This is a genomic window from Acetivibrio cellulolyticus CD2, from assembly GCF_000179595.2.
Lineage (GTDB): Bacteria > Bacillota > Clostridia > Acetivibrionales > Acetivibrionaceae > Acetivibrio > Acetivibrio cellulolyticus.
The window spans coordinates 1-22,932 of sequence record NZ_JH556660.1; the positions used below are offsets into that span (position 1 = coordinate 1).

General features: G+C 36.5%; 25 protein-coding genes. 4 read left to right on the top strand and 21 right to left on the bottom strand.

All coding sequences use genetic code 11. From position 1 onward, the window contains the following. The coding region (locus ACECE_RS0225960; protein WP_010252816.1) for a transposase at nt 1–557 on the bottom strand (557 nt) is incomplete at its 3' end. Nucleotides 558–891: 334 nt separating this feature from the next. Between ACECE_RS0225960 and ACECE_RS0225965 the strand changes: the two genes are divergently transcribed. From ACECE_RS0225965 to tnpC, 4 genes are all read left to right on the top strand, one after another. After that, entirely contained in the window at nt 892–1,755 is an 864-nt protein-coding gene (locus tag ACECE_RS0225965; protein ID WP_010252818.1) for an alpha/beta hydrolase, read from the top strand. Between the two features lie 721 nt (nt 1,756–2,476). Beyond that, nucleotides 2,477–2,779, top strand: a complete 303-nt coding sequence (tnpA, locus tag ACECE_RS0225970; protein ID WP_010245199.1) for an IS66 family insertion sequence element accessory protein TnpA — start codon at nt 2,477–2,479, stop codon at nt 2,777–2,779. Further along, nucleotides 2,773–3,129 (top strand): IS66 family insertion sequence element accessory protein TnpB, encoded by a 357-nt coding sequence (gene tnpB, locus ACECE_RS0225975; RefSeq protein ID WP_026073830.1) that lies wholly within the window; start codon nt 2,773–2,775, stop codon nt 3,127–3,129. The genes tnpA and tnpB overlap by 7 nt, the downstream gene beginning before the upstream one ends. A gap of 68 nt (nt 3,130–3,197) precedes the next feature. After that, nucleotides 3,198–4,808, top strand: a complete 1,611-nt coding sequence (gene tnpC, locus ACECE_RS0225980) for an IS66 family transposase (RefSeq protein ID WP_010252820.1) — start codon at nt 3,198–3,200, stop codon at nt 4,806–4,808. A gap of 54 nt (nt 4,809–4,862) precedes the next feature. On the opposite strand, the gene ACECE_RS0225985 is transcribed toward tnpC, so the two are convergent. The 20 genes from ACECE_RS0225985 to ltrA (ACECE_RS0226085) form a co-directional block, all read right to left on the bottom strand. Then, entirely contained in the window at nt 4,863–5,108 is a 246-nt protein-coding gene (locus tag ACECE_RS0225985) for a hypothetical protein (RefSeq protein ID WP_010252822.1), read from the bottom strand. Between the two features lie 218 nt (nt 5,109–5,326). After that, the gene (locus tag ACECE_RS32020) at nt 5,327–5,647 is read right to left on the bottom strand and encodes a group II intron maturase-specific domain-containing protein (protein ID WP_456049052.1); all 321 of its coding nucleotides are present in this window, start codon (nt 5,645–5,647) and stop codon (nt 5,327–5,329) included. A gap of 92 nt (nt 5,648–5,739) precedes the next feature. Beyond that, on the bottom strand, nt 5,740–6,630 hold the full coding sequence (locus tag ACECE_RS28860) for an RNA-directed DNA polymerase (protein ID WP_010252825.1): 891 nt from the start codon (nt 6,628–6,630) through the stop codon (nt 5,740–5,742). A gap of 724 nt (nt 6,631–7,354) precedes the next feature. After that, nucleotides 7,355–7,666 (bottom strand): type II toxin-antitoxin system RelE/ParE family toxin, encoded by a 312-nt coding sequence (locus tag ACECE_RS0225995; protein WP_010252828.1) that lies wholly within the window; start codon nt 7,664–7,666, stop codon nt 7,355–7,357. Then, on the bottom strand, nt 7,663–7,842 hold the full coding sequence (locus tag ACECE_RS0226000) for a hypothetical protein (protein WP_010252830.1): 180 nt from the start codon (nt 7,840–7,842) through the stop codon (nt 7,663–7,665). The genes ACECE_RS0225995 and ACECE_RS0226000 overlap by 4 nt, the downstream gene beginning before the upstream one ends. Nucleotides 7,843–8,185: 343 nt before the next feature. Continuing rightward, entirely contained in the window at nt 8,186–8,572 is a 387-nt protein-coding gene (locus ACECE_RS0226005) for a retropepsin-like aspartic protease (RefSeq protein WP_010252832.1), read from the bottom strand. After that, nucleotides 8,569–8,823, bottom strand: coding sequence for a hypothetical protein (locus tag ACECE_RS0226010; RefSeq protein WP_010252835.1), 255 nt, complete (start codon nt 8,821–8,823; stop codon nt 8,569–8,571). Before ACECE_RS0226010 ends, ACECE_RS0226005 begins: the two co-directional genes overlap by 4 nt. A 367-nt stretch (nt 8,824–9,190) precedes the next feature. Further along, entirely contained in the window at nt 9,191–9,718 is a 528-nt protein-coding gene (locus tag ACECE_RS29890; RefSeq protein ID WP_010252836.1) for a hypothetical protein, read from the bottom strand. A 327-nt stretch (nt 9,719–10,045) separates the two neighbouring features. Then, a complete protein-coding gene (gene ltrA, locus ACECE_RS0226025) occupies nt 10,046–11,815 on the bottom strand; it encodes a group II intron reverse transcriptase/maturase (protein ID WP_328285614.1) in 1,770 nt (589 codons plus the stop codon). A 986-nt stretch (nt 11,816–12,801) separates the two neighbouring features. Further along, complete coding sequence (locus ACECE_RS0226030; protein ID WP_162862636.1) at nt 12,802–12,999, bottom strand: hypothetical protein; 198 nt, start codon at nt 12,997–12,999, stop codon at nt 12,802–12,804. A 98-nt stretch (nt 13,000–13,097) separates the two neighbouring features. Further along, nucleotides 13,098–13,451: a hypothetical protein gene (locus tag ACECE_RS0226035; protein WP_010252840.1), complete on the bottom strand. Its 354-nt coding sequence runs from the start codon at nt 13,449–13,451 to the stop codon at nt 13,098–13,100. Nucleotides 13,452–13,829: 378 nt separating this feature from the next. Further along, nucleotides 13,830–14,207 carry a hypothetical protein gene (locus ACECE_RS0226040; RefSeq protein ID WP_010252842.1) on the bottom strand — a complete coding sequence of 126 codons (378 nt, stop codon included), beginning with the start codon at nt 14,205–14,207 and terminating at the stop codon, nt 13,830–13,832. A gap of 311 nt (nt 14,208–14,518) precedes the next feature. Further along, the gene (locus tag ACECE_RS0226045) at nt 14,519–15,106 is read right to left on the bottom strand and encodes a hypothetical protein (RefSeq protein ID WP_010252844.1); all 588 of its coding nucleotides are present in this window, start codon (nt 15,104–15,106) and stop codon (nt 14,519–14,521) included. A 315-nt stretch (nt 15,107–15,421) separates the two neighbouring features. Continuing rightward, on the bottom strand, nt 15,422–15,817 hold the full coding sequence (locus ACECE_RS0226050; RefSeq protein ID WP_010252846.1) for a retropepsin-like aspartic protease: 396 nt from the start codon (nt 15,815–15,817) through the stop codon (nt 15,422–15,424). Continuing rightward, nucleotides 15,814–16,041, bottom strand: a complete 228-nt coding sequence (locus ACECE_RS0226055) for a hypothetical protein (RefSeq protein WP_010252848.1) — start codon at nt 16,039–16,041, stop codon at nt 15,814–15,816. Before ACECE_RS0226055 ends, ACECE_RS0226050 begins: the two co-directional genes overlap by 4 nt. A gap of 1,045 nt (nt 16,042–17,086) precedes the next feature. Next, the gene (locus ACECE_RS0226060) at nt 17,087–17,605 is read right to left on the bottom strand and encodes a DUF4826 family protein (RefSeq protein WP_010252850.1); all 519 of its coding nucleotides are present in this window, start codon (nt 17,603–17,605) and stop codon (nt 17,087–17,089) included. A 313-nt stretch (nt 17,606–17,918) separates the two neighbouring features. Continuing rightward, nucleotides 17,919–18,428 (bottom strand): hypothetical protein, encoded by a 510-nt coding sequence (locus tag ACECE_RS0226065; protein WP_010252852.1) that lies wholly within the window; start codon nt 18,426–18,428, stop codon nt 17,919–17,921. Nucleotides 18,429–18,798: 370 nt separating this feature from the next. After that, nucleotides 18,799–19,602 carry a hypothetical protein gene (locus ACECE_RS0226075; protein ID WP_010252857.1) on the bottom strand — a complete coding sequence of 268 codons (804 nt, stop codon included), beginning with the start codon at nt 19,600–19,602 and terminating at the stop codon, nt 18,799–18,801. Nucleotides 19,603–20,041: 439 nt separating this feature from the next. Further along, the gene (locus tag ACECE_RS0226080; protein WP_010252858.1) at nt 20,042–20,452 is read right to left on the bottom strand and encodes a hypothetical protein; all 411 of its coding nucleotides are present in this window, start codon (nt 20,450–20,452) and stop codon (nt 20,042–20,044) included. A 224-nt stretch (nt 20,453–20,676) separates the two neighbouring features. Beyond that, nucleotides 20,677–22,329 (bottom strand): group II intron reverse transcriptase/maturase, encoded by a 1,653-nt coding sequence (gene ltrA / locus ACECE_RS0226085; protein ID WP_010252860.1) that lies wholly within the window; start codon nt 22,327–22,329, stop codon nt 20,677–20,679. Nucleotides 22,330–22,932 lie beyond the last annotated feature (603 nt).

Consider the following 22,932-nt stretch of genomic DNA (forward strand, 5'->3'; position numbering starts at 1 on the left):
ATTTTATATACATCGACATCAGGCTTGTCCTTGTAGAAAGCCTTGAGTTTTTTTATGATAGAATTTATGAACTTTGGGTTATTCTCAGTTACAAAGGTTTCAATACCTGAAGTATCATAAGCGATAGTGGATGCAAGAGTAGTGTTAATTTCCTGGCAAATAGGTTCTGTAATATCTACAAGGTGGTTAAAGAAGTTTTCCAGGTAAATAACGAAATCTTGTTTGAACCGTGTAAACTGAGAGTTATGAGGGACGTCTGGAAGGCCACAGAATTCACGGGCTTCATGGCATAAATTAAGAAAAATAATGAGTAGCGAAACTGTAGGAATGCCAAGAATTTTCTGCAGAACTAATGCTGAAAGCATTGAAGAGAGTGAATATTTACGGTCTCTCCCTAGAGTTTTGTGGTAAGACCAATAAAAATCCTGTGGTATAAGCGAAGATAAATCAAGATGTTGTGAGAGTAGCTTAAGAAATTTTGGCTTATTATTTTGAAAAACATCTTTACATTCTTCGAATGTGTCAGCAAAAGAAATTTGTTTATAAAGTTTTACCATTTGTTTTCCCCTTCTCTTGTTTAAAATTGGATTAGATACCTATATTTTACTAGAAGCAGAGGGGGAAAACAATAAAAATATCAATTTGAAATGCAGTAAATTCAAGCGTTATAGCATTTCGCAAATAACTAAAATATAAAAACTAAAATAGGGGGATATTCATGTCAAAGATTGAGGTTTATAATTATTCTGATAGAAGTTTTTATAGCAATTATTGTATTATCTATTGTTTTATCTAAGACCACGAACATTCACGTATCGGAAGTAGTGATATGACATACCGCAAAAATGTGCAACCATCTGGGCCGCAGATTAAAATGGGAGGGTAATATCGATGGGATTAAAAGATATAAAACTTTGGGAAAAAAATGTTCCTGATGCCGACTTAGTCTCTTCTATTGGGGACTTGAATAACGAAGGGTTACCTACTCTGACACCTTATTTATTAAAAGGAGAGAAACTCCGCCCAGCAATTATTGTCTGTCCAGGCGGATCATTTCAATTTAGAGCGTCTGGTGAAGGAGAACCAATTGCAAAATGGCTAAATCAAATAGGAATAAATGCTTTTGTTTTAAATTATCGGGTTGCTCCTTATACCCCATTTACTTCAACTAAAGATACAGTACGAGCGGTTAGGTATATTCGTTATCATGCCCTAGAATTAAATATTGATCCGGAACGAATTGGCATGATAGGATTTTCAGCTGGTGGTTATCTAACAGCTTTTATAGGAACTCATTATGATAATGGAATTATAGAGCCGGAAAGTCGAAATGCACAAATTATGTCGATGCTTTTAGGAGAACCAGATTTTAACGATCCGATTGATCAAACGAGTTCTAAACTTAATACGATGATTTTATGTTATGCTGAGACATCCCCCTTTTCTAAGGAAAAATTGCCGCCAGATTCTCTATTAACAAAAGATATTACAGTGGATGAACTTATAGACTTTACTTCAAATCATAAACATGTTACTGCGAAAACACCACCGACTTTTCTATGGGTTACAGCGACCGATCACTGGAATTTTCAGCGCCAAAACTTACTTTTTGCTCAAGCTCTAAATGAGCTAAATCTACCATTTGATTTACATATATTCTCCAAAGGTCCCCATGGTTTAGGATTAGGCGAGGATGAACCTACGGTAGCAATATGGCCAAAACTTTGTGAAAATTGGCTTCAAGGATTATGTTGATATCTTTGTGTCCTATAGTGGTAAAGTATCTTATATCTTAGTTATTTTCATGTAGATATGTTTGTGTCATCGTACAATTGCATATGCAGTATCTAAAAACGATAAGATATGGGGAATTGTAATAGGAATTTTTGTGTTTTTATTTGGCTTGGGTTTTCATGGTTTAGCATTTAGCAAGGAGATTCTATGATAATGTGACTGATGTATATATTTTAGATGAATTTTAGATTTATTTGTAGGTTTTAAGTATAAAGATTAGTGGCTTATTGGTTTTGGGTTGGTAAATTGAATGTTATTTTATTCGCAAAGGTTTCTTCGGGGCCACCACATCCGTGTGTACGCCTTGTTGGGCTATAACCCCCGTGTAACAAGCGGGTATAAAGCCTTCGGGCAATTTAATATAGAAATTGTACCAAACTGTTTCGTCGAATTCAAGTGGTGAAACTCCCCTTGCTGCCTAGAGTTAACATCGCTAATACCACCTGATAAGTGGGAGATGTGGCAAGTACTAATCCTCTACTATGCGTCTTAAACCTGCCAGTTTAAGGGGTATAAAGTGTAGTGAAGTCGTAACCTGAAGAGCCTAAACCGAAAGGCATGGCATAATAATGGTGCGGGTATCTGAGAGGCATGGTTAATTGAAACGTAAGCGTACAATACAACCCATCTGTTAATCAATTTGTTAGCATGAGATAATACACCAAAAACCAGGAGGCGTCTTATGTTATATAAAGAATGGGAAAAGTTAATTAGAGAATTCGAAAAAAGCGGAAAAACCCAGGCTCAGTGGTGTAGGGAAAAGGGGTTGAAAATCAAAGCATTCAATTTCCAATATAGAAAATATAGAAGAGATAATCAAAACAAGGAAGAAATTAACAAAACAAACTGGATGCCAATTCAGTTTGAACCAATGATGACATCAAAACTCAACATAAGAATAGGTAAAGCTATAATTGAAATTGAGAACGGATATGACGAAAGACTTTTGCAAACTATAGTTAAATCCTTGGAGGCAATATGTTGAGCATAAGTGGAACAGAAAAAGTATATCTTGCTATTGGAAGTACTGATATGAGACGCTCTATCGACGGTTTGGCAGCAATAGTTCAGCAATGTTTTTCTCTCGACCCATTTTCATCGAATCTTTTTGTGTTTTGCAATAAAAACAGGACAATGATAAAAATATTACATTGGGATCATAACGGATTTTGGCTATACTTCCGACGACTTGAAAAGGGAACGTTTAAATGGCCTTCAGATAACTCTAAAGAGACAATTCAGGTGGGTACTAGGGAACTCTATTGGTTATTAACTGGACTTTCAATTGAGCAAAAACAAGCACACCGGAAAGCAGCTTCAAACGTGGTGATATAGAGAAATTTAATCAAAAAATATTTGGTTTTCCTATGGCTTTTTTGATAAAATTTCGATATAATAAACCCATGAAAAACACGATAAATCAAGCTGTTTCAACCGATCAAAATAAAATTTCTGAATTACAAGATAAAATAGCGTTTTTGGAAAATGAAAAAGCGGAGCTTTTGGCTAAGCTTTATTGGTTTGAGGAAAGATTTCGTCTTGAGCAGCACAAGCGTTATGGTCGTTCAAGTGAAAAGACTATACCTGATCAGCAAAGTATTTTCAATGAAGCTGAGATTCTGGATGCTGTCAGACCTGTTGTTCCAGAGCCTACAGTTGAAGAAATTACATATGAACGAAAGAAAAAACAAAAAGGACACAGGGAGGAAATGCTAAAAGGTCTTCCTGTAGAAGTTGTTGAACACAAATTGCTTAAAGAAGAGCAGGTTTGCGATGTTTGCGGCGGAGATATGCACGAGATGAGTGTAGAGATCACAAAAGAAATTGAAATAATTCCTCCTCAAGTGAGAGTGATCGAACATAGGCGTTCAGTGTATGCGTGTGGTGAATGTGAAAAAAATGAAATAACCACTCCAGTAATAACGGCTCAGATGCCGAAGCGTACACTTCCGGGTAGCATAGCTTCAGCAGCTACTATAGCTCATGTAATGACACAAAAGTACATGTTTGGAGTAACATTATACAGGCAAGAAACGTACTGGAAGCAAATAGATATTGAAATATCCCGCCAAACTATGGCGAATTGGCTGGTTTTAGCTTCAACCAGATGGCTGTCGATAATATTTGAACGAATGCACCAGCTTCTATTGCAGCGAGACATAATACATGCTGATGAAACTGGATTGCAAGTTTTGCATGAACCCGGAAGAGCTGCAAATTCAGAGTCATATATGTGGCTTTACCGAACAGGCAGGGATGGTCCTGCAATAGTACTATTTGAATATCAAACAACACGTGCCCGAAAGCACCCTCAAAAATTTTTGGAGGGTTTTAAAGGTTACCTTTGTACTGACGGTTACCAGTCTTATGAAGGGCTACAGGATATAATTAATGTAGCATGTCTTGCTCATTTTCGGAGAAAGTGGGACGAGGCTTTAAAGTCATTGCCAAAAGAGGTTAAAGATAAACCGTGTGTTGCAAAAGAAGGACTTCAATTTTGCAACAGACTTTATAGTATTGAGCATGAGCTTGAAGATGCGAGCCCAGACGAAAGATATGAAGGCAGACTCAAAAAAAGCAAGCCTATATTGGATGAGTTTTACAAATGGCTCAAGCAGCAAAGACCTCGAATTACACCTAAGAGTGCCACTGGTAAAGCTGTTAATTATTGTTTGAACCAATGGGATAAGCTTAATAATTACTTACTTGATGGTAGACTTTATTGCGATAATAACATTTCGGAACGGAGTATAAAAGGATTTGTTATATCACGTAAAAACTTCCTGTTTTGCAATACTCCAAGCGGAGCTACCTCAAGTGCAATGATTTACAGTATTATTGAAACTTCCAGAGCAAATAATCTTAAGCCTTTTGAATATCTGACTTATTTGCTGGAAACGCTTCCAAATGTAGATGTCAAAGATCAGAGTGTGCTGGATTCCTTAATGCCTTGGTCGGATGATTTGCCTGAATCCTGCAGACTTAATAATAAGATTTTACAACAGAAGGAGTAGTAATTGTAGACGGGTTGTATTTTACGCTTACTTTAAATGTTAAATTAACCATTATTACACATTCCTCCTAATGCCAACATATTTAACTATTTCTATTTCTACTCTTTCATTTTTTGTACTATAAACAAATTGATTTGGTTTCTTTTTAATAAAAGCATTCCTAGCATCTTTACCATTATCGTATACTTCAATTACTTTTATATCATCAACAACTTCTTTATCTCCAACTTTTGCAGATTCCATTATCTCAAATAAAACAAATTTTTCAGGATAATTATTTCTTACATCGTTCCACTTCATATTAATCCCTCCAATTCTCTATTATCAATATTATAATACATCAACCGTCTTATTTTTAATACCACAAATAAAAAATAAAAAACGCTATCAATATGCACCTTACTTTAATAATAATGGCGTAGTCACGGTAGTAGCTGCCAGTTACCTAACAACCCCCGCACAGATCCCGGCGTGCGGGATTACCGCACCGGGCTCTTCAACTACACTCGCTTCCGTAATCAAACAAAACTGTAATCTTCAATACTTAATTGTTTGTATGGACTTTTCTGTATTTTGGATTTTATTAACCCGTAGTGCTCCATCTTCTTTTTAAATTCCTCAAAGTTAAAACTTTTCCTTTGACTACGCCTATTTAGCCATTTGTATAGTATACCTGTTGCTATGTAGTAAAACTTATGTATTTTACTGCTGTTACCTTCTATGGCATAATAGTTGAAATATCCCATCAGCTTTTTATTTACCATATCTACTACTGTTCTGATCCTTTTATTTCTGTTCTTTTTACACCATTCTTTGAATTCCTTTAGCGACTTTGTCATCCTTTTTGGGTTTGTTTCCATTGATATGTAGTCTTTCCCATTCTTTGATACTGTCCATCTGAAATCAAATCCTAGAAAACTGAATTTTGTATTTAATGTTTTTTGAATCTCGAAAATACTACCATCCCTGTTTTCTCTTTCGCTAATTCCAATCCGAACTTTTCTAGTCGTCCACCTAACTTTCTCATTAGATATAAAGCATCGTCTTTATATCTGAATCCAAAGATAAAATCATCCGCTGACCTGCAATGATACGCCTCCGCTCCACACTTTGGCTTTATTGCTTTCTCAAACCACAGGTCTAATACATAGTGTAGATATATATTCGCTAATATTGGGCTTATTACTGATCCTTGAGGACATCCTCTATCCGGCTTCTCAATACTTCCATCTGCGTTTAGTATTCCTGCCTTCAGCCATTTCTTTATTAGTCTTATGAATTGTTTATCCTTTATTCTTTCCTCGAGCATTCTTACTAACCATTCATGATTTATGTTATTGAAGAAACCTTTGATGTCTGCTTCCACTACATGATTATACTTCCCACTTATTTCTTCCTTAATTGCATTTATGGCTTGATGTGCATTTTTGCCTTTCCTATAGCCATAACTGTCTTCAATAAAGTCCTGCTCATAGATTGCTTCTAGTATATTCGCTGCTGCTCTTTGTATTATTTTATCACGTAAAACAGGTAATCCCAATGGCCTTTTTCCATCTTTTCCTTTTGGTATGAAAACTCTTTTAACTAACCTTGCTTTATATTTCTTAGTTTTCAGCTCTTCTAGCATTTCCTCAAGATTAGTTTCTATGTTCTTCTTGAACTCTTTTGCCCTTTCCCTATCAACTCCAGATGCTGCACCTTTGTTTATCTGTCTCCATGCTTGCAATAATGCATATTTATCTATGAGCTCATACAAGTTCCCAAATTTGTATTTCTTATTCTGTTTTGCTTTCTGCGCTATTCCCAGCAGTGAGGTTTGCATTGTTTACCCGATCCTCCTGTCCGGACAATGTTCCTTTGCCGGCTGCCGTGTAATTGTTAACCCCTTCCCCATGTAAGTGGCTCTCCCACTCTCAGAGTACTATGAGTTAATCCGAATTCCTTTCAGCATTAGCATTCCTCTTTTTCGATTGGATATGCCTACCTGTCTTTCTCGACAGGAGCCTTAGGACCTCCCAAGTTCCTGACATCTCTCTCCATACATGCCACGTGCTCTGACTCCGGCAGACCCTCGGGAATCTCGCCATTTATGATTCCTCTGTGTTGGCTTCCATGACGTTAAACATGTCGCCATCTGCATTTTTGGCGTTTACGGAGCTGAATATTCTTCAGGGAGTGCGGTCTTCCTCTTGGCCTATATGGTTCTCTGTGTACGCTTCATCTAACTGTTACCAGTTTCGATGCAACACTCGATATGGGTGACTGGCTAGGTCTTCCCAACAGGGACTTCCACCCTGCAAGCTGATGCCAAGTTTTGCTTGGCGCACTAACGTCTCAGGTATGTGACGGTCCTGAATCGGACCCGCGAAGCTCTTCTTCGTAGGCGGAACTTGTTCCCGATGAAGGACTGTGGTGCGGCATTCTACATGGGATGACCTCAGAGATCTTCTCCGTGCTTTACCTGCCCGCACTTTTACACATACCTATTGTTAGTTGTTGGAGCACGCCCCGCGAAGCCTTTCTAAATAAAAATGCCCTTGAAAAAATTAAGTAACTTCCCAAGGACATGGATTAATACTATTTAAATCTCTTGCTGCATGAATCACTGCTAAAACAAGAATACTATCCGCTCTTTCAATCATGTATATAATTCGATAATTATAAAATATAATTTCCCTTATGTTATCATCATATGCTTCCGGTACTTTTCTTCCCATACTTGGTAACATATATAGTTTTTCAACTGCATCAAGTATTCTTCCTACAAACTCACTTGCATAGTACTCAGAATCTCTAGCAATATAATCTCTTATACTCTCTAAGTCTAAAACTGCTGGTTGTGTCCATCGAATATTCATTTCATTAATAACCTCTTTTTAACATCATCATGAGAAAGAACATTTCCTTCTTCAGCAGCCTTTAATGAAGCAGCAATTTTCTTCTTTACATAAAATTGATACATTATATCATCCCATGTTGCCTGCTCTGGTAAACTATCAATCATCTTCTTTGCTTCATCTTTAATAATGCTCATAAAAAATCCCTCTTCTCATAAATATATCTACATATCAAATTATACCACAAATTATCCCTCGAGAAAATGCTTTATAAAAACTACTACAAAGCTTCAACTTAAGAAAACGCGTGCTCTTGCAACTAACGTTTTACATTTGCAAAGTCCATGAGTTGGACCCTCGATGCCCTTCTACTTGGCGGGGCTATGCCCCCAACGAATGGATTTGGGCAGGATGACCTCGTGCCCTGCTTCAACGTCACGCTACATGCTTTGCCCTTTACGCAAATGGATTTGTTCTCTGCTGTCATGGCATTAAATCTAAACTTTTCGTAAGAAAAGTATCCATTTAATTATTCCATTCTTAACGACCTAGGAGGAAAAAGTCTTCTAAATCAATATGCGAAAAAATTCTTGTAAGAAAATCCATACCAATAATACCATTTATCTCAAAACCGTAGTCCATAATACCAAGATCAATTTTAAATCCAGTCACTTTCAAATCACCGACTTTAATACAATCAATTACTTTAACAAAGACAAACTCTGAACCACCAACACCTGAAATAGTTGCTATCACATCATCATCCTCAGGCTTAATGCCAATATCCTCTAAGATATCTACTTTAAAAATTGTACTACCTGATCCAGTATCAATAAGTACATTGTCTATTATTTTATTTCTTCCTTGATGACTTATTGATACTTGGATAAATGGAAGATTATCAACCAATGTTATTTTTTCTTTCATCTTCTTATACCTAACCATTTTCTTTCTAAAATTTCCAGGCTTTCTTTTTTGGTATTAGCGACATACAATTCTCTTTCTGGATTCTTTTTCTTTATTTCTTTATATGAAACTAGAGCATCCTTACTCTCATCAAAAGAATCAATAACAGAAATTCGCTCTACAATCCTTTTTCCATCCTCTGAATGTGCTTCAATTGCTTCAAAAAGAATCCATGTATTTATATACTTATTCCGAACATCTTTCCAATTCATAATATCAACTCCCTAGAAACCTTTATAATAATACAGTATCATAATTGTGAATATCTCTCAATAAAAATATACTTTGTCCACTTTAGCGACATGCCATGATTGCAGAGAACGTCGGCATGGCTGACGCCGTTCAAACCGGACCCGTAAGAAAGACCCGTAAGCGGCACTACGTGCCCGGTGAGACGGTGTGGTGCGGCACACTCCATGCTCCTTCTCCAGAGGTCTTACTCCATGATCTCACTATTCCGCGCCTTTACAGCCATGCATTGATCTCCGTCGTATCCTGTCCCGTAATTCAGAAATTCCCACGGACGGGAATTCCTTAATATAACCTTAAGCAGTTTCTTTTTTATATATGGAATTTAAATCACTTATATTTTCTGTCCCAACTCTCACGCCACGTTTGGAAATCTAATCCTGTGAATTCTTCTAATGTTCTTCCGTCTATAGAATAAATATTAGCTCCATACCTAATCTCTTTAAAATTAATACTGGAGTATCCTCCAATTATTTTATCATCAGTTTTCATTATTGTTACTTTTATGCTTTCATCCTCGTGCTCAAGGTACTTATCTAAAGGATGATTTTTTACATCTACACAATAATACTCTACATTTTTGCCGATAATCTTTTCAGGGGTAAAACTTTGAACACTCCATTTCAATCCATTGATAAATGAACCTTTAAGGTCATCTTTTGAGATTGTTTTTGAATCAACTTTTTTAATATCTGTCAACAATATATATCCTTTAGATTCAAGATACTCAGTAGGGTCATTTTCCTCAGTTATACCAATAATATCATCTTTTTCAGCTTGTTGTGTGCAAGCAGTAAAATTTAGTAAAAAAATAATACTACTGCTTAGTATAAACATCATCCATGTAATTTTTTTCATTAGGCCACCTCCATTTTAGTAACAGCTTTTTATTATGACTTTCAATCACTCCAAAGCCTTACCCTAAAAAACTCTCGCCATGGATGGCGAAAAAATCAGGATATGTCGGAGATCGTTTTGCGTATGCGGCGGCTCTGAACCGGACCCGCAAAGCCTTTCTTCTTCGGTGTGCTATAGGAATAGGTAAGGCTTTGAAGTGATCTCGACCTTTTCCCCTCCTCCAAACCGGACCGGAACCTTTCGATTCATCCGGCTTTCCAACAAACAAACTTACTTGCCTCTATCGGCTTTCAACACTTCACTGTCTCACAACATGTGTCGTGCAAATTAAATCTTTAGTTCAAGCTTTGACCTGTACTTTCGAATTTTCTTGATTTTACTATTGTCTATGCCTTTTGGTATGTCTTCACTATGAACATATCCGTCACATCTTTTACAGAACCATGCCAAATTTGCAACCTTGTTAATTTTATTCGTTGGTTCATTTTCATTTATCCAATGACAATGCCGATTGGATTCAACAAGTTTTTCTCCACATATTTTACATTTACCACCATCTCTATTATACGCATATTCTCTGTTCATGTAAAATTCAAAGTTTAATTTATCTTCTTTACATTGTGCCAGTTCTTCGTTATCATATAATGGTGGTCTGTTTAAAGGAAGTTTCTTATTTGTTTGCCTCAAATAAAGATCTCTCCCTTCCTCTGTGTATGGCGTTGTTTGCTGATTATATGGGCGTTTAATCCATTGACTATGTGTTATAAATGCTTTGGTTATTCCTATGTTCATTTCTCCAATTCTTATTGCATATGTTCTAGACTTGTATCCTTTATGCCTTTGAGGTCTATTGGTTAGCTCTTCAAGCAGTACTCTATATTTCTTGTGATGTTTTTGGTACATGTATTTAAATGTATAGTGTGATGTCTCTCTAACCCTATAGTCTATGTAATTAAACGCTTTGCTGCATATGAATGTTTTATTGTATTCTGCTACTCCTACTATCATTGAATTAATCTTTTCAATTTGCGCAGCTTTTCTTTGTTTGCCTCCCATATGTTTCAGTTGTCTTATCTCTTTTAGAATCTCTTTTGTTTTTGTCTTTACTCTATCCATATCTGAAAATGCTTTTCCTACTATATTTGTAGGTCTTGGATTCTTTGGTGTACTTCTTGCTTTTTCTGCTTTAATCATGAACCCAAGAAATTTAATTGCTTTTTCGGCTATGTTAGTGATGACTGTCTTTTCACTTGAGAGCTCTAGTTTTAATTTATGTTTGAAATATTTATTAAGATATTTCAAAATCCTGTTGGCTTCTGATTCTGTTGTTGTTTGAAGTGTCCAATCATCAGCATAACGGACAAGATATTTAGGTATAATTCCTCTGTTCCTTAGTCTTGTCCTGTCATCTGTTATTCTTTTGCAGGAACGCTCAGGGTATTGATACATTTTTCCTACAGTCCAATCGAAATCATTTAAGTATACGTTTGCAAGTAATGGTGAGATCACTCCACCTTGTACAGTTCCCATTTCTGTAGCGTAAAATGAATTTTCTTCTAGGTATCCTGCATCAAGCATCTTCTTTAGGATTGCCAATATTCTTTTATCATGTACACCCATTTTCCAGAGCTTTTTGAGTAGTATTCTATGATTTATGTTGTCGAAGAAGGATTTTATATCTCCTTCAATTATGTATGTTGGTTTGACTTTTGAGTTTACATTTACTTTGCTTACTACGTCCATTACTGCATGTTTTGTTGCTCTGTATGGTCTAAATCCATAGCTGTTTGGGAAGAATTTTGCTTCTACTATTGGTTCTATTACTATTTTGATACATTCCTGAATTATTCTTTCCAAAATTGTTGGAATCCCTAATGGTCTTAGTTTTCCATTGCTCTTTTTGATGTATATGCGCTTTACTGGTCTTGGTTTGTAGTTTAGTACTTGTTTTTGTATAAGTCGTATTAATTCATCTTTTTTCATTTGAAGATACTTGTCTATTTTATTATTGTCAACACCAGGAGTTTTTGCTCCCTTATTAGCTTTAATGTTGTGAATTGCTGTTGTGATTGTCACTTCATTGAATGCAACTTCCATTATTCCATGAAAGCATTTACCTTTCTTGCTTTGACTATAGATAAAATCAAGTTTTTCTTTAAGTTCTGCCTCGCTCGTGAAGCTGTGCTTTAAATGCATAGTTTCCTATGATGCACTACTCATATTTCAGAGAGTTAAAGCTTCACTTTAAAGATCTAATTTATTTGCCTGTCTAGTGCCCTTCGCCATGTAGCTGGCTTTCCCAACCTCAAACTACGACACCTCTGCCGTCATATCCATTTTTCATCGTCCTGTCAGACTCAAAAGGTATGACTTCCCGTGTTCCATTCTGACTATCCTTTTTGTTGAAAGTTTAGGTGCCTGCTATACCCCGAGGAGTTTGATATCATTTGAGTCACAGTTCCTTGACATCTTCCAAAGTCATTTCATACTCCGGCAAGTATATTAAGACGCGAATATTATACTTAACTCCTGAAAATCTTGGCTTTCACCAGCCTTCGCTAACGAGGCATCATAACAGGTTTATGTTCTTCACCATGCCTTTAGGAAGCCCGCTCCATCTATTAAACCATGCCAAGTTGCCTTGGTTTAGGTGATTCAGGCTACGACTTCACCCCACTTTATACCTGTTTCATTGACAGATGTCCCAGGCATAGGGGAGTATTAGCTCTAGTGATACCTCCCGCAACCGCTGCGGTTCTAACGGTATTGACTCTACACTGCAAGGGAATTCCACCCTTGAATTTGTCAGAACAGTTCAGTCGTTTAGACTGGCTTGCTTTTCGTTCGGGTTGCTATGCCGAACTTATGCCGCAACGCGGCGAACTGCGTCGGTGAAGGAATGTGGCGAGTCCTTCTCCATGTTCAAACTCCAGAGAAGTGCTTCATGCTCTTTCTCACGAGCCCTTGTGTGAATCTGTTGTTAGATGTTGTAGGCTGTCCCGCGGAGCCAGACGAGGACAGGACGTCCGAGCCTCAATAATAACTCTAAGGTACTCTATAGATAACTATTCAAATAAAATTTTCTATGTAAAATAATTCGATACACCCATAATTTGGTTTACTACATCATTATAGCGAACTTTACAAGTGCCTGAACCTAAATCTTTAAGCAATACTTCATTTTCCATATTACCCCAAAATTCCGGTTCGCAATCATCACAAATTATGAACTTTTCATTATCTTCATCAACTATTAGCATCCTATTTATTCTTGCAAACATAACAAAATCAGCCTTCGGAGATTCATAAAAAAAAAGTAAATATTCTTTTCCTGATTTAAATGTTACACATGATGGCCAATTCAACCGCACTCCGAATTTTAGTTTTTTTGAATTTGGCCTTTAAAAACCTTTTTAATTTCAACATGAATCTTTTTCCCCCACCATCGTACCTTTTTAGCTTTAACCTCAGCAATAATGGTTCTGTCATCAATAAACTTTTTAAATGTGTAATATCCATTTTTATTATAATCATCTTTAAACTCTATGTAATCTGCTAACATAAGTTCTTCACTTATCTCACACTCTTCATCCAAAGGCTTATTTAAAAATTGAAGCAAATCTTCAATTTCTCCATTATATATTGATAAAAGTTCTTGCCTTTTTGTATTATCCTCAGGTAAAGCATTAATCTTATCTTTAAGTTCTTTTAAAAATAATTCATAATTCTCCAAATCACTACCCCCTGTGAAAATCTACACTTTTAAAATTTCTCCAAAGACCTTCTCACAACCCGCCGCAGGACGCGGCGGCTCGCAGCCTATATCGTCCGGCGTATACGGCGGCTCTGAACCGGACCCGCAAAGACATTCTTCTTCGGTGCGCTTGCGCCGGTGAAGAGCTGCGGTGCGGCATACTACATGGGATGACTTACAGAGCCCTGCTTCATGTCCTTTCTCTACCGCACCCTTGCGAATACGCTTTGATATGTGGAGTTCCCTGCCCCGCAACGCCAGACGAGGACAGGACGTCCGAGCCTCAAATAAAAGTAATTTCTTAGTTAAGCACAATTTTTCTAAAGAAATTCCCATTATCAATTACACAATTATACTTTAATTCTTATATCCAATAGCTGAAATTAACTTACCAGTCTTTCCATCAATAGCAACGACTTTTAGAGGGTTAATTATAAATCCTTGTCTTTTCACTATCCAAATTTCACTTTTTTTATCATATTCAACACTTGACCAAGTGAAGTATTCTTTTCCATATATATCATCCAAGTATGCCAAACCAATATTTTTTGCTGAATCTGCAGAAATAACCGCATTTTCAGGAGTGTAGTTATTTAAAACTTCTTTGTACTGGTTTATATCAATTTCCTTTGCTTTCATAGGATTTATTGTAAAAAATAATATGTATATAGCTACTACTGCAATTGACAATAATAATCCAGTAAGTACTCCAGTCAGAAATCTTCTATCTTTCATATTTAACCTCACTCAATTTTCTCCAGCGTTTAACCCTATTAAACCCGACGCAGGACGCGTCGGAACGCAGGGAATTCCATATATCGTTCAGCATGGCTGACGCCGTTTGAACCGGACCCATTAGAAAGACCCGTGAGTGGCAGCTTGTCTGCCCGGTGAAACGGTGTGGTGCGGCTTGCTACATGCTCCTTCTCCAGAGGCTTTACTTCATGCTATTCTAATCCGCACCTTTACAGCCATGCATTGATCTTCGATGTGTGGGGACCCGCGAAGCAAGAACAGCACGGATGCTGTGGCCTTAAACTTACATCTTAAATAATTTGCTCAGCTCTTTTTATATTTGTTCTATTCAATATAGTAAATATTAACTCAAATACAATAGCACTAATAACTCCAATATTCGAAATAAAATAACCTACTCCTCTTAATTCAAACAATCCATTTATATTTGTTATAATCATTCCACTTAGAGAAGGTAAATATGAAGATAAAGGATTTACGTAAGATAATCCGAGCCAATTAAGAAATATAAAAATAAATATGCAATTAACTATGAATACTTTATTCCAATTTGCTCTTACTAATAATAAGACAATAAAAGCAATTGCAAATATCCCACTAATAAACAATGGAAAAATATTTACCCTAGAAATATAATTCATTCTACTATCTAATAATACCATAAATACTGATAGACATAACGATGCAACCTTATACAACACTGTGTACTTTTTAAAAAAAACAAATAAAAAATTCACTAAAACAATCAGAAACAAATAATTGTATAGTTCCCTATTCATAAAATAAAATCCATTGTGGAAAGGCAAAAACGTACCAATCCCACAAACCGTCAGAGCAATTAATAGTGCAACTGTAAAAACCCTATTAATGTAATTCATTAAAATATCCTCCGTCAAAGTGTAAACCTAAAAAAATATTCTTCAAAGCCCTTCTATCTAATCGGCACATGGATGTGCCGTTTTCCCCACATTTCGAAGATCGTCTCCCATCTTGGACGTCCTCGAACGGTCTTCGTAGGGATGACTTCGTGAGCCGTGCAACCGCACCCGTGAGAGGATGTAGCGGAGCACTGCTTCATGAATTTTCTCCAAAGAATCACTGCTTGCTCCTGCTATCGGAGCTTTTACCAAGATGGATTGTTGGACGATGTGCCCCTTAAAAAATGAAGGCTCCGAAGTTATTCCCAAACAATCTTAAATTTTGCTAAGAATAATTTCACCTTTACTAAAAAGTATTGAAGTATCAAATTGCCTAATAACATTAAGACCTAAAACTCCTAATGAAAAACTAGCTTCCGGAAATGTATGTGCATATACCTGTACATCATCTAAAACATAATTTCCAATCTTAAACTTCTCCAATATGATAGGCTCAACATATTCAACACCACTTGCTGTAATTATCCTTGTCTTTTCTATACCTTCAAAATTATATCCCAATAAAAAAAGAATATCTTTTGAGATGACCGTATTTGAAGCACCTGTATCATAAGTAATTAACATATTTTCAAACTTAGCCATTCTGATATTCCATAAATATACATTTATCATCATCAAATTCGAAGTAAAATCAAATTTTATCTTGTTCATAAAAGCACATTAACTCCTTCTGGTATTTTCCCTGCATATCTTATAGACACCATAGAAGGACTATCTTTATATTTATTCATATTTCTAAATATTTCATCCCTGCTTTTACTATGCAGTACAACTTCACCTTCTACTAAATTGCCATCCTCATCAACACTACAATTGATTAAAAAAACCCATTCACCATTAAACTTTGTATTTATTTCATGTATACTTTCCACCATAATCATCACCTCAAATTCTTAGTACCTATAATTATATTATAAGTTATTTTATTGGTATTTATCAATAACTGTGGCAAAAACTCCAGAGCCTCTTTATATTCAGAGGCATTTCGTCCAACGTGTACATGTGCGACACCGTCTGAACCGGACCCCAGAGGATAACCCGTAAGTGCCGCTGTGCGGCCGGTGAAGCGGTGTGGTACGGTTCTTCTACGTGGAATGACCCACGAAGCAATTCTTCATGAATTTCTATCAGTACCTTTACGCACATGTGTTGATATGCGGAGTCCTTGTGCCCTATACTCTAGGATGACACGGATGTCATCCGCCTTATTCAAAACTTTCGATTATCACTAAATTTATCTTTTGCCACTATCGTTCAATTTACTTAGAGCGACCTAGTCCATGGATGGACGGGTGAAATTCTTCTCCCTGCTCAAGACTGCCACGGAAGGCAGTCGACTTAAAAGTTATCTTATCGCATTTCTTTTTGCTCGGGCACCGAAGTATATTTTTTCTCATTTCTTCCTCGGTCAAAACTTCTCTGCCCCTACCCAGGCCATGGATGGCCGTAGATTTTGACCTGCTTCAACGACACTTTTTATTCACCCTTTTTTCATAGGCTTACACGGATGTAAGCCGTCAGTATGCAAAAGACCTCAAAGCCTCTTTTATCTTGACCCAGGTCACGGATGACCGGAGACAAAACTATACTCTGTCACACTGTACCACTATTGTTAATTTTATGTTATTTATTCCAAAATAGCAATCTGTTTGATCCATTTGCAAGGATTTCGAATATCGTCTTGCCATTTGCGGCGTCGATGAATCGGACTTACAGAGCCCTACTTCGTAGGCGGAACTTGTTCCCGATGAATCGATGCTGGCAGGATGACCTCATGCTCCTTCTCCAGAGAATTTTCTACATGCTTTGCCCTTTACGCAAATGGACTTGTTCTCTGATGTGCGGTGGACCCGCGAAGCCAGAGCAGCACGGATGCTGCACTTAAATAATCTCTTTCCTCTACATTAGCCAATTTTTTTATTATTCCACTGAAAAAACTTTGCCATTTATTCCATATTCCTTCCAAGGAAATGATTTCTCCATGCTGCAAAGATAGTTTCCTATGTTTTCTAAAAAAACACCAAAGTTCTTATCCTCTTTTGATTTTTCTATAGTAAAAAGAGGAAGTTTAAAATCTCCGGTAATTTTACCTTGAATAACCTGTCCATCGTGTTGATATATCTGGCCAAATATCTTTATGGCATCTCTTTCATTCTCTGTTTTTGCTGCATCTATTAATGCAGGAGGAAAAGCTCCATTTATTATCCAATACTCCTCTTGAGGTACTTTTGTTGGGTCTTTTGCATAATAAATAATGAATTTATCCTCAAATACCATTGTCGGAACTTTTGAAACACAAGGAATTATGTCAGGTCTCAAAGTTGATAGTAATTTAGTTGCTACAGACCATCCATTCTTTACCCATTCGATATCCATATTACTATTTGGCATACTTTTATCTTCTGTTTTTTTCTTTTTAAAAATATCAAAAATGCTCATTTGCATATCCCTTCTTTGTAAATAAAATTTCTAAGCTGTTGTACAAATATCAAATCTTCAAAGCCCGGCTTTCTCAAATCGTGCCCATGGATGGGCACGCTATCCGCCGCATTTCCAGAGAACGTCTCGCCATTTGCGGCGTCGATGAATCGGACTTACAAAGCCCTTCTCCAGAGGCGGTGCTTGCACCCGATGAAGCGATGCGGGCAGGATGACCTCATGCTCCTACTCCAGAGATTCTTCTGCATGCTTTGCCCTTTACGCAAATGGACTTGTTAGCTGATGTACCCCTTTTTCTCCAAAAATCAGCTATTCAATCCCACCATGCGTATAGCTTATCTTCAGTTAGCAATTCATCAGCACTTTGACAAAACTTAACAAAATCTTCTTTAAGTTGTAAAGTTACTTTTTCTTTAGGAACGTATATTCCTTCAATTGAAACTCTATAATCTTTCCTTTTCGGGCTAACTGCATATCCAAAGGCAATAACTTGAGGATACTTACACATAAACTCAAAAATTTTTCTAACATTTGGTGCTTCATTCTGGTAATCCTCTGGATCAATAAATCTCTGAAGCAAAAGATTTTCAAGCGTTTTTACATCAAGAATCTTAAATCTTATAGCCCCTTTTTTTCCCTCTTTACTTTCCCAATCAATATTTATTCCTAATAATTTATCTCTTTGTTTATAATCCATATTACTACTAAACTCAGTATCAAGAATATTTTTTACTTCTATGCTTGGCACATATTTCTCGATTTGGTTTGATGATTTTTCTTGACTACTTTTTAGGAACTGTTTTATTTTCATAAATATATCCATAATTCACCTTCAAAATCACAAATATTTCTCTTCTCTTAAAATTCATCTCCAAAGAGCGACCCATAAGGGGTATGTCAGCTAACGTCTTGCCATTTGCGACGCCGTCCGAACCGGACCCGCAAGGAATACTCCTTGGCGGCTTTAGCCCGGTGAGGCGGTGTGGGCAGGATGACCTCATGCTCCTTCTCCAGAGAAATTTCTACATGCTTTGCCCTTTACGCAAATGGACTTGTTCTCTGATGTGCGGCGGGCCCGCGAAGCCAGAGCCCCACGGACGGGGCCCTTATAACATTCTTCCTTGATGTCCTTTATTAAATATCAAGTAGATTATGCAATTTACACCAATTCACTAAAAATAACATCATTTATATTACAGAATTTCAAAGGGATACACCTGAACTGGTCTTTGCTCACTATTCTTATAAACAATAGCATTATTCAACTTGATCCCTTTTTTCTTCCATTGGTTTATGCTTATTTTTAAAGGTTCTTCGAACCAATCAAAAACGTTTTTTTCAAAAATCATTTTCCATTCTAGCAAATAACTTTCAAGTTCTTCTTGTGTTTTATAAGTAAAGCCATCTTCCATATAAGAATTATCAGACATTATTCCACTTATTAAACTACCTTCGTAACCCTTTTCAAGTTCTTTGTATTTACTCATTAGCTTTTGAAACTCGTCTACTTCGCAATATTCATTATTCTTAAAACCATAAATATTTGTTATAAACTTTACATCATTTGTACTTTTTTCTAAAACTATCTTTATACCTTCATAAAATTCCGATTTATCAACTTGCGTATCATCAATAAAAAATTGAGTTTCTTTGTTACAATAATCCCTAATTATTTTCCCATTTAAATCAAGGTACTCTATTTGAATAGCTGCTACACCATTAAATTTCCGAAATATACCTTCACTTTTAATGTTTCTTGACATATAATCATTGTAAGCTTTTCCTCTTAAAAAAGGTTGCTGCCAATTTTTATATAAACATGCCCGTACAATTCCAGCAATAGGTGATTTATCGAATTCAATTTTTTCTTTATTATTATCAATTCTTATCCATTCAAGATTTGAAACTTTCTCAAATCCGTTCTTTTCAAGAGTCTCTCCTAGAATGCGTTTAATTGTATTACCGACCTTCTCAGCTTTTGGGGGCTTATTATCCATGTTTCACCTCAATAAGGTATATAATTTCTTTGTACTATATGATACAAAATTTATTAAAACCTTGTCTAAAAGCGTATCTTATTAACTTAACAATCTTACTCCAAAGTTCTGCTTAGCGGCCATGGATGGCCGTGGTAGCAACCTTCCGCCGCATTTCAGAGAACGTCTCCCGTCTCCGACGTCCTCGAACGGTCCCGTGAGGATGACCCACGTTAGCGTGCAACTGCACCCGTGAGAGGATGTGGCGGAGCCCTTCTACCTGAATTTACTCCAGAGAAATACTTCATGCACCTACTATCGTAGCCTTCACGGAGAAGGATTGTTCTCTGAAGTCCGTCACTTCTGAGCTTAAATTAGTAATATCCCAAACCAATCCAAAGTTCAGAATATATAGAGAATACAAAGTAAAATAACTTCTGATTATTTTTATTAGTAGGTATTATTTTGCGTTGCGCCAATCAGAAGGCACGTCCATAATATTCCAACGTTTTAATAACCAAACAGAATTTTCAAGTTGAAAAATAATGCTAAACTGATTATTAACATCCTCGCTCCAATAATCCAATGTCACTTCATTACCTTCAAAATATATGGCTGCTAAACTATGTGGGAAATCTGTATCATCACTTATAGTCTCATAATAATCTTGAGTTTCATTATCAAACCAAGGAATATTTTTAACTATTTCAATTATAAAATCCTTTAATTCATTGTATATATCCACTTGCTGTGGCTCCAGAACAATAGCAATATCGTGCTTTTCTGATACGAGGATTTCATTTTTGCATAACATTAAATCCTCTGCTAAAACAACAAAATCCTCATATTTATACCTGTTTTGTCTGAGCATTTCTTTCCCTCCTAAGGCTACATTATATAAATAATCTTAAGTTCACACTTTAAAACTGATGAATACTAAACTCATTTTAAACAATCACTTTAAGTTAGTACATAGTTCCATAAGGATTTCAGAGAGTCGGGTAGGTTAGAGACTTTACAGCCTCCTTCCCCCCTAAGAACCGTGCGTGAAAGTTTCCCCTCACACGGCTCAAGCACTTGTAAACTTACTCAACTCTATGAGTAAGCCAGCTCAATCGGGTTTTGTATATAACCATGTAGGCTATTATGACATTTTGAATGCACTATGTATTTCTTGTTTGCTTGCTCGTCCTTATGCATTCTCCACGTCCCTTTTTCAACTACTCTTTCGCCACATATTGGGCATAATCCTTTTTGTCTGTTCCACATTCTTCTTAAGGCATTTCTTCCGCTCATACTTTCAAAGAGTTTGTAACCTTCCCTTTCTTCAAAATATGATTTCCATTCTGTATCATAAGGGTTTGCTTCTTTTCTTATCTTTACATGCCTTAATATTTTAGTATCAGAAGCTCTTTTTAACTTTACCAATCCTTTGTCGGTCTTTGCTGCAAATACCCAGTTTCTTGTCTCTATACTATGGAAGTATCTATTCTTTATCCACTTCTTGCCCTTCTTTGGATGTCTCCTGCAACACCACTGCCATAATTTAAGGAATATCTGATTATCAACATGACCAAATGCCTTCTTTGATACTTTATGTCTGTGATGATTTGCCCATCCTTGTATTTTAGGGTTCAGTAGTCTTATTAAGTCCTCCTGTTTAACCATTTTGTGCTTTTCTATAGTCTCTCTTATACTTGTCAGAAAGGCTTTTATGTTTGGTTTGGAGGGTTTAATCAGAAGCTTTTCTCCGTATTTTCGTACATTCTTACCTAAAAAGTCAAATCCATCATTTATATGAGTTATTAAAGTCTTTTCTTTTGATAGTTCTAAACCACGTTCTTCAAAAAATTCCTTTAGAATAGGCATTACCTCTTCTTCAAGCAATTCTTTACTGTGTCCTGTTATTACAAAGTCATCAGCATATTTGACTATCCGTACTTTTGGATGGTATCTTTTCCAATTTACCTGCCTTACTTTGAACTTGGATAAAAGAATTTCTTCAATGCCGTTTAGAGCCAGATTACATAAACATGGCGAAATTATTCCGCCTTGCGGCGTTCCAGCTTCTGTATCATAGAATTCATCATCAAATATTATACCTGCTTTTAGCCATTTCTCCAGTATTCTTTTATCTATCGGTATATTATTGAGCATCCATTCATGTGAAATATTATCAAAACATCCTTTAATATCGCCCTCTAACACCCATTGGGCTGATTTATTTTGACTTAAGATAATAAATAATTCTTCAATTGCATCAGCAGTTGACCTTCCAATTCTGAATCCGTAGGCATTATTATCACATATTGTCTCTGCAACTGGATCTAATGCCAATAGATATAATGCCTGCATCGCCCTGTCTTTCATTACAGGTATACCTAAAGGTCTTTTCTTTTTACTGTTTTTCTTTGGTATATATACCCTTCTCAAAGGCTGTGCATTATATCCTCTTCTATTCAGAAGTTTAACTGCTTGCTCTTTGTCCTTATCACTTTCCCATAATATATTATCTACTCCCGGGGTATTCTTGCCTTTGTTTGATGTTACTCTTTTTATTGCTATTAGCTTTGCATAAAACGAATGTGTTATTAGCCATTGCAAGGATTTTACCTTGTTATATCTTCCTTCCTTTTGAGCCTTTACGATACGCTTTTGAAGTTTCTTTACAACTTCTGTACATTTGTCCCATAATATCTTAGACCAACATATTCGGTTGTCAGTAGGTGCACACGCTATTGCGTTCATTTGCTTTCCTTCTTCCAGAAATTCTTCAATTTATCTCGTAATCAAGCACCATGTCGAAGTCTGCACGCTTTCACGTCAGGATATTTATCCCTATCTACCTCATTACAAGATAGCCTTCGCTTCCTCGACACTCCCATACCCACATTCCCGTCGGTTCACCTTGCGGTTGCCTACCTGTCAATTGACAGGAGAAATTTGGGCTTACCACGTTTCACACAGATAACATATTTCAGATGGGTTAGGTTCTGCGATTCCGCCGGTAGCTGTACATCCGTGTAATCCCAAACACGTAAGGAGTTAACTTAGCTACTTACCTTTTGGTTAAAGCTTATCAGCACTTTTAGCTTTTTGACATTGACGACGTTTATATGCAGTTTATTTAATTTAACCATACCATCCACAACCTAGCTCCCTAACCGCTTTAGTGCTAGCAGAATTCCAGATTCCTCACGGATTCCAGTTCTTCTCTTTCGAGAAAGGGTTGCATTGTCACAACAGCTTAGAACCCAAGGTGTTACCACCTACGCACCGTTGTCAGATTACTGTTAACGGAATAACAGGTTTATACTACTTAATGTAGCTAAACATTTATCTGTGCGACCT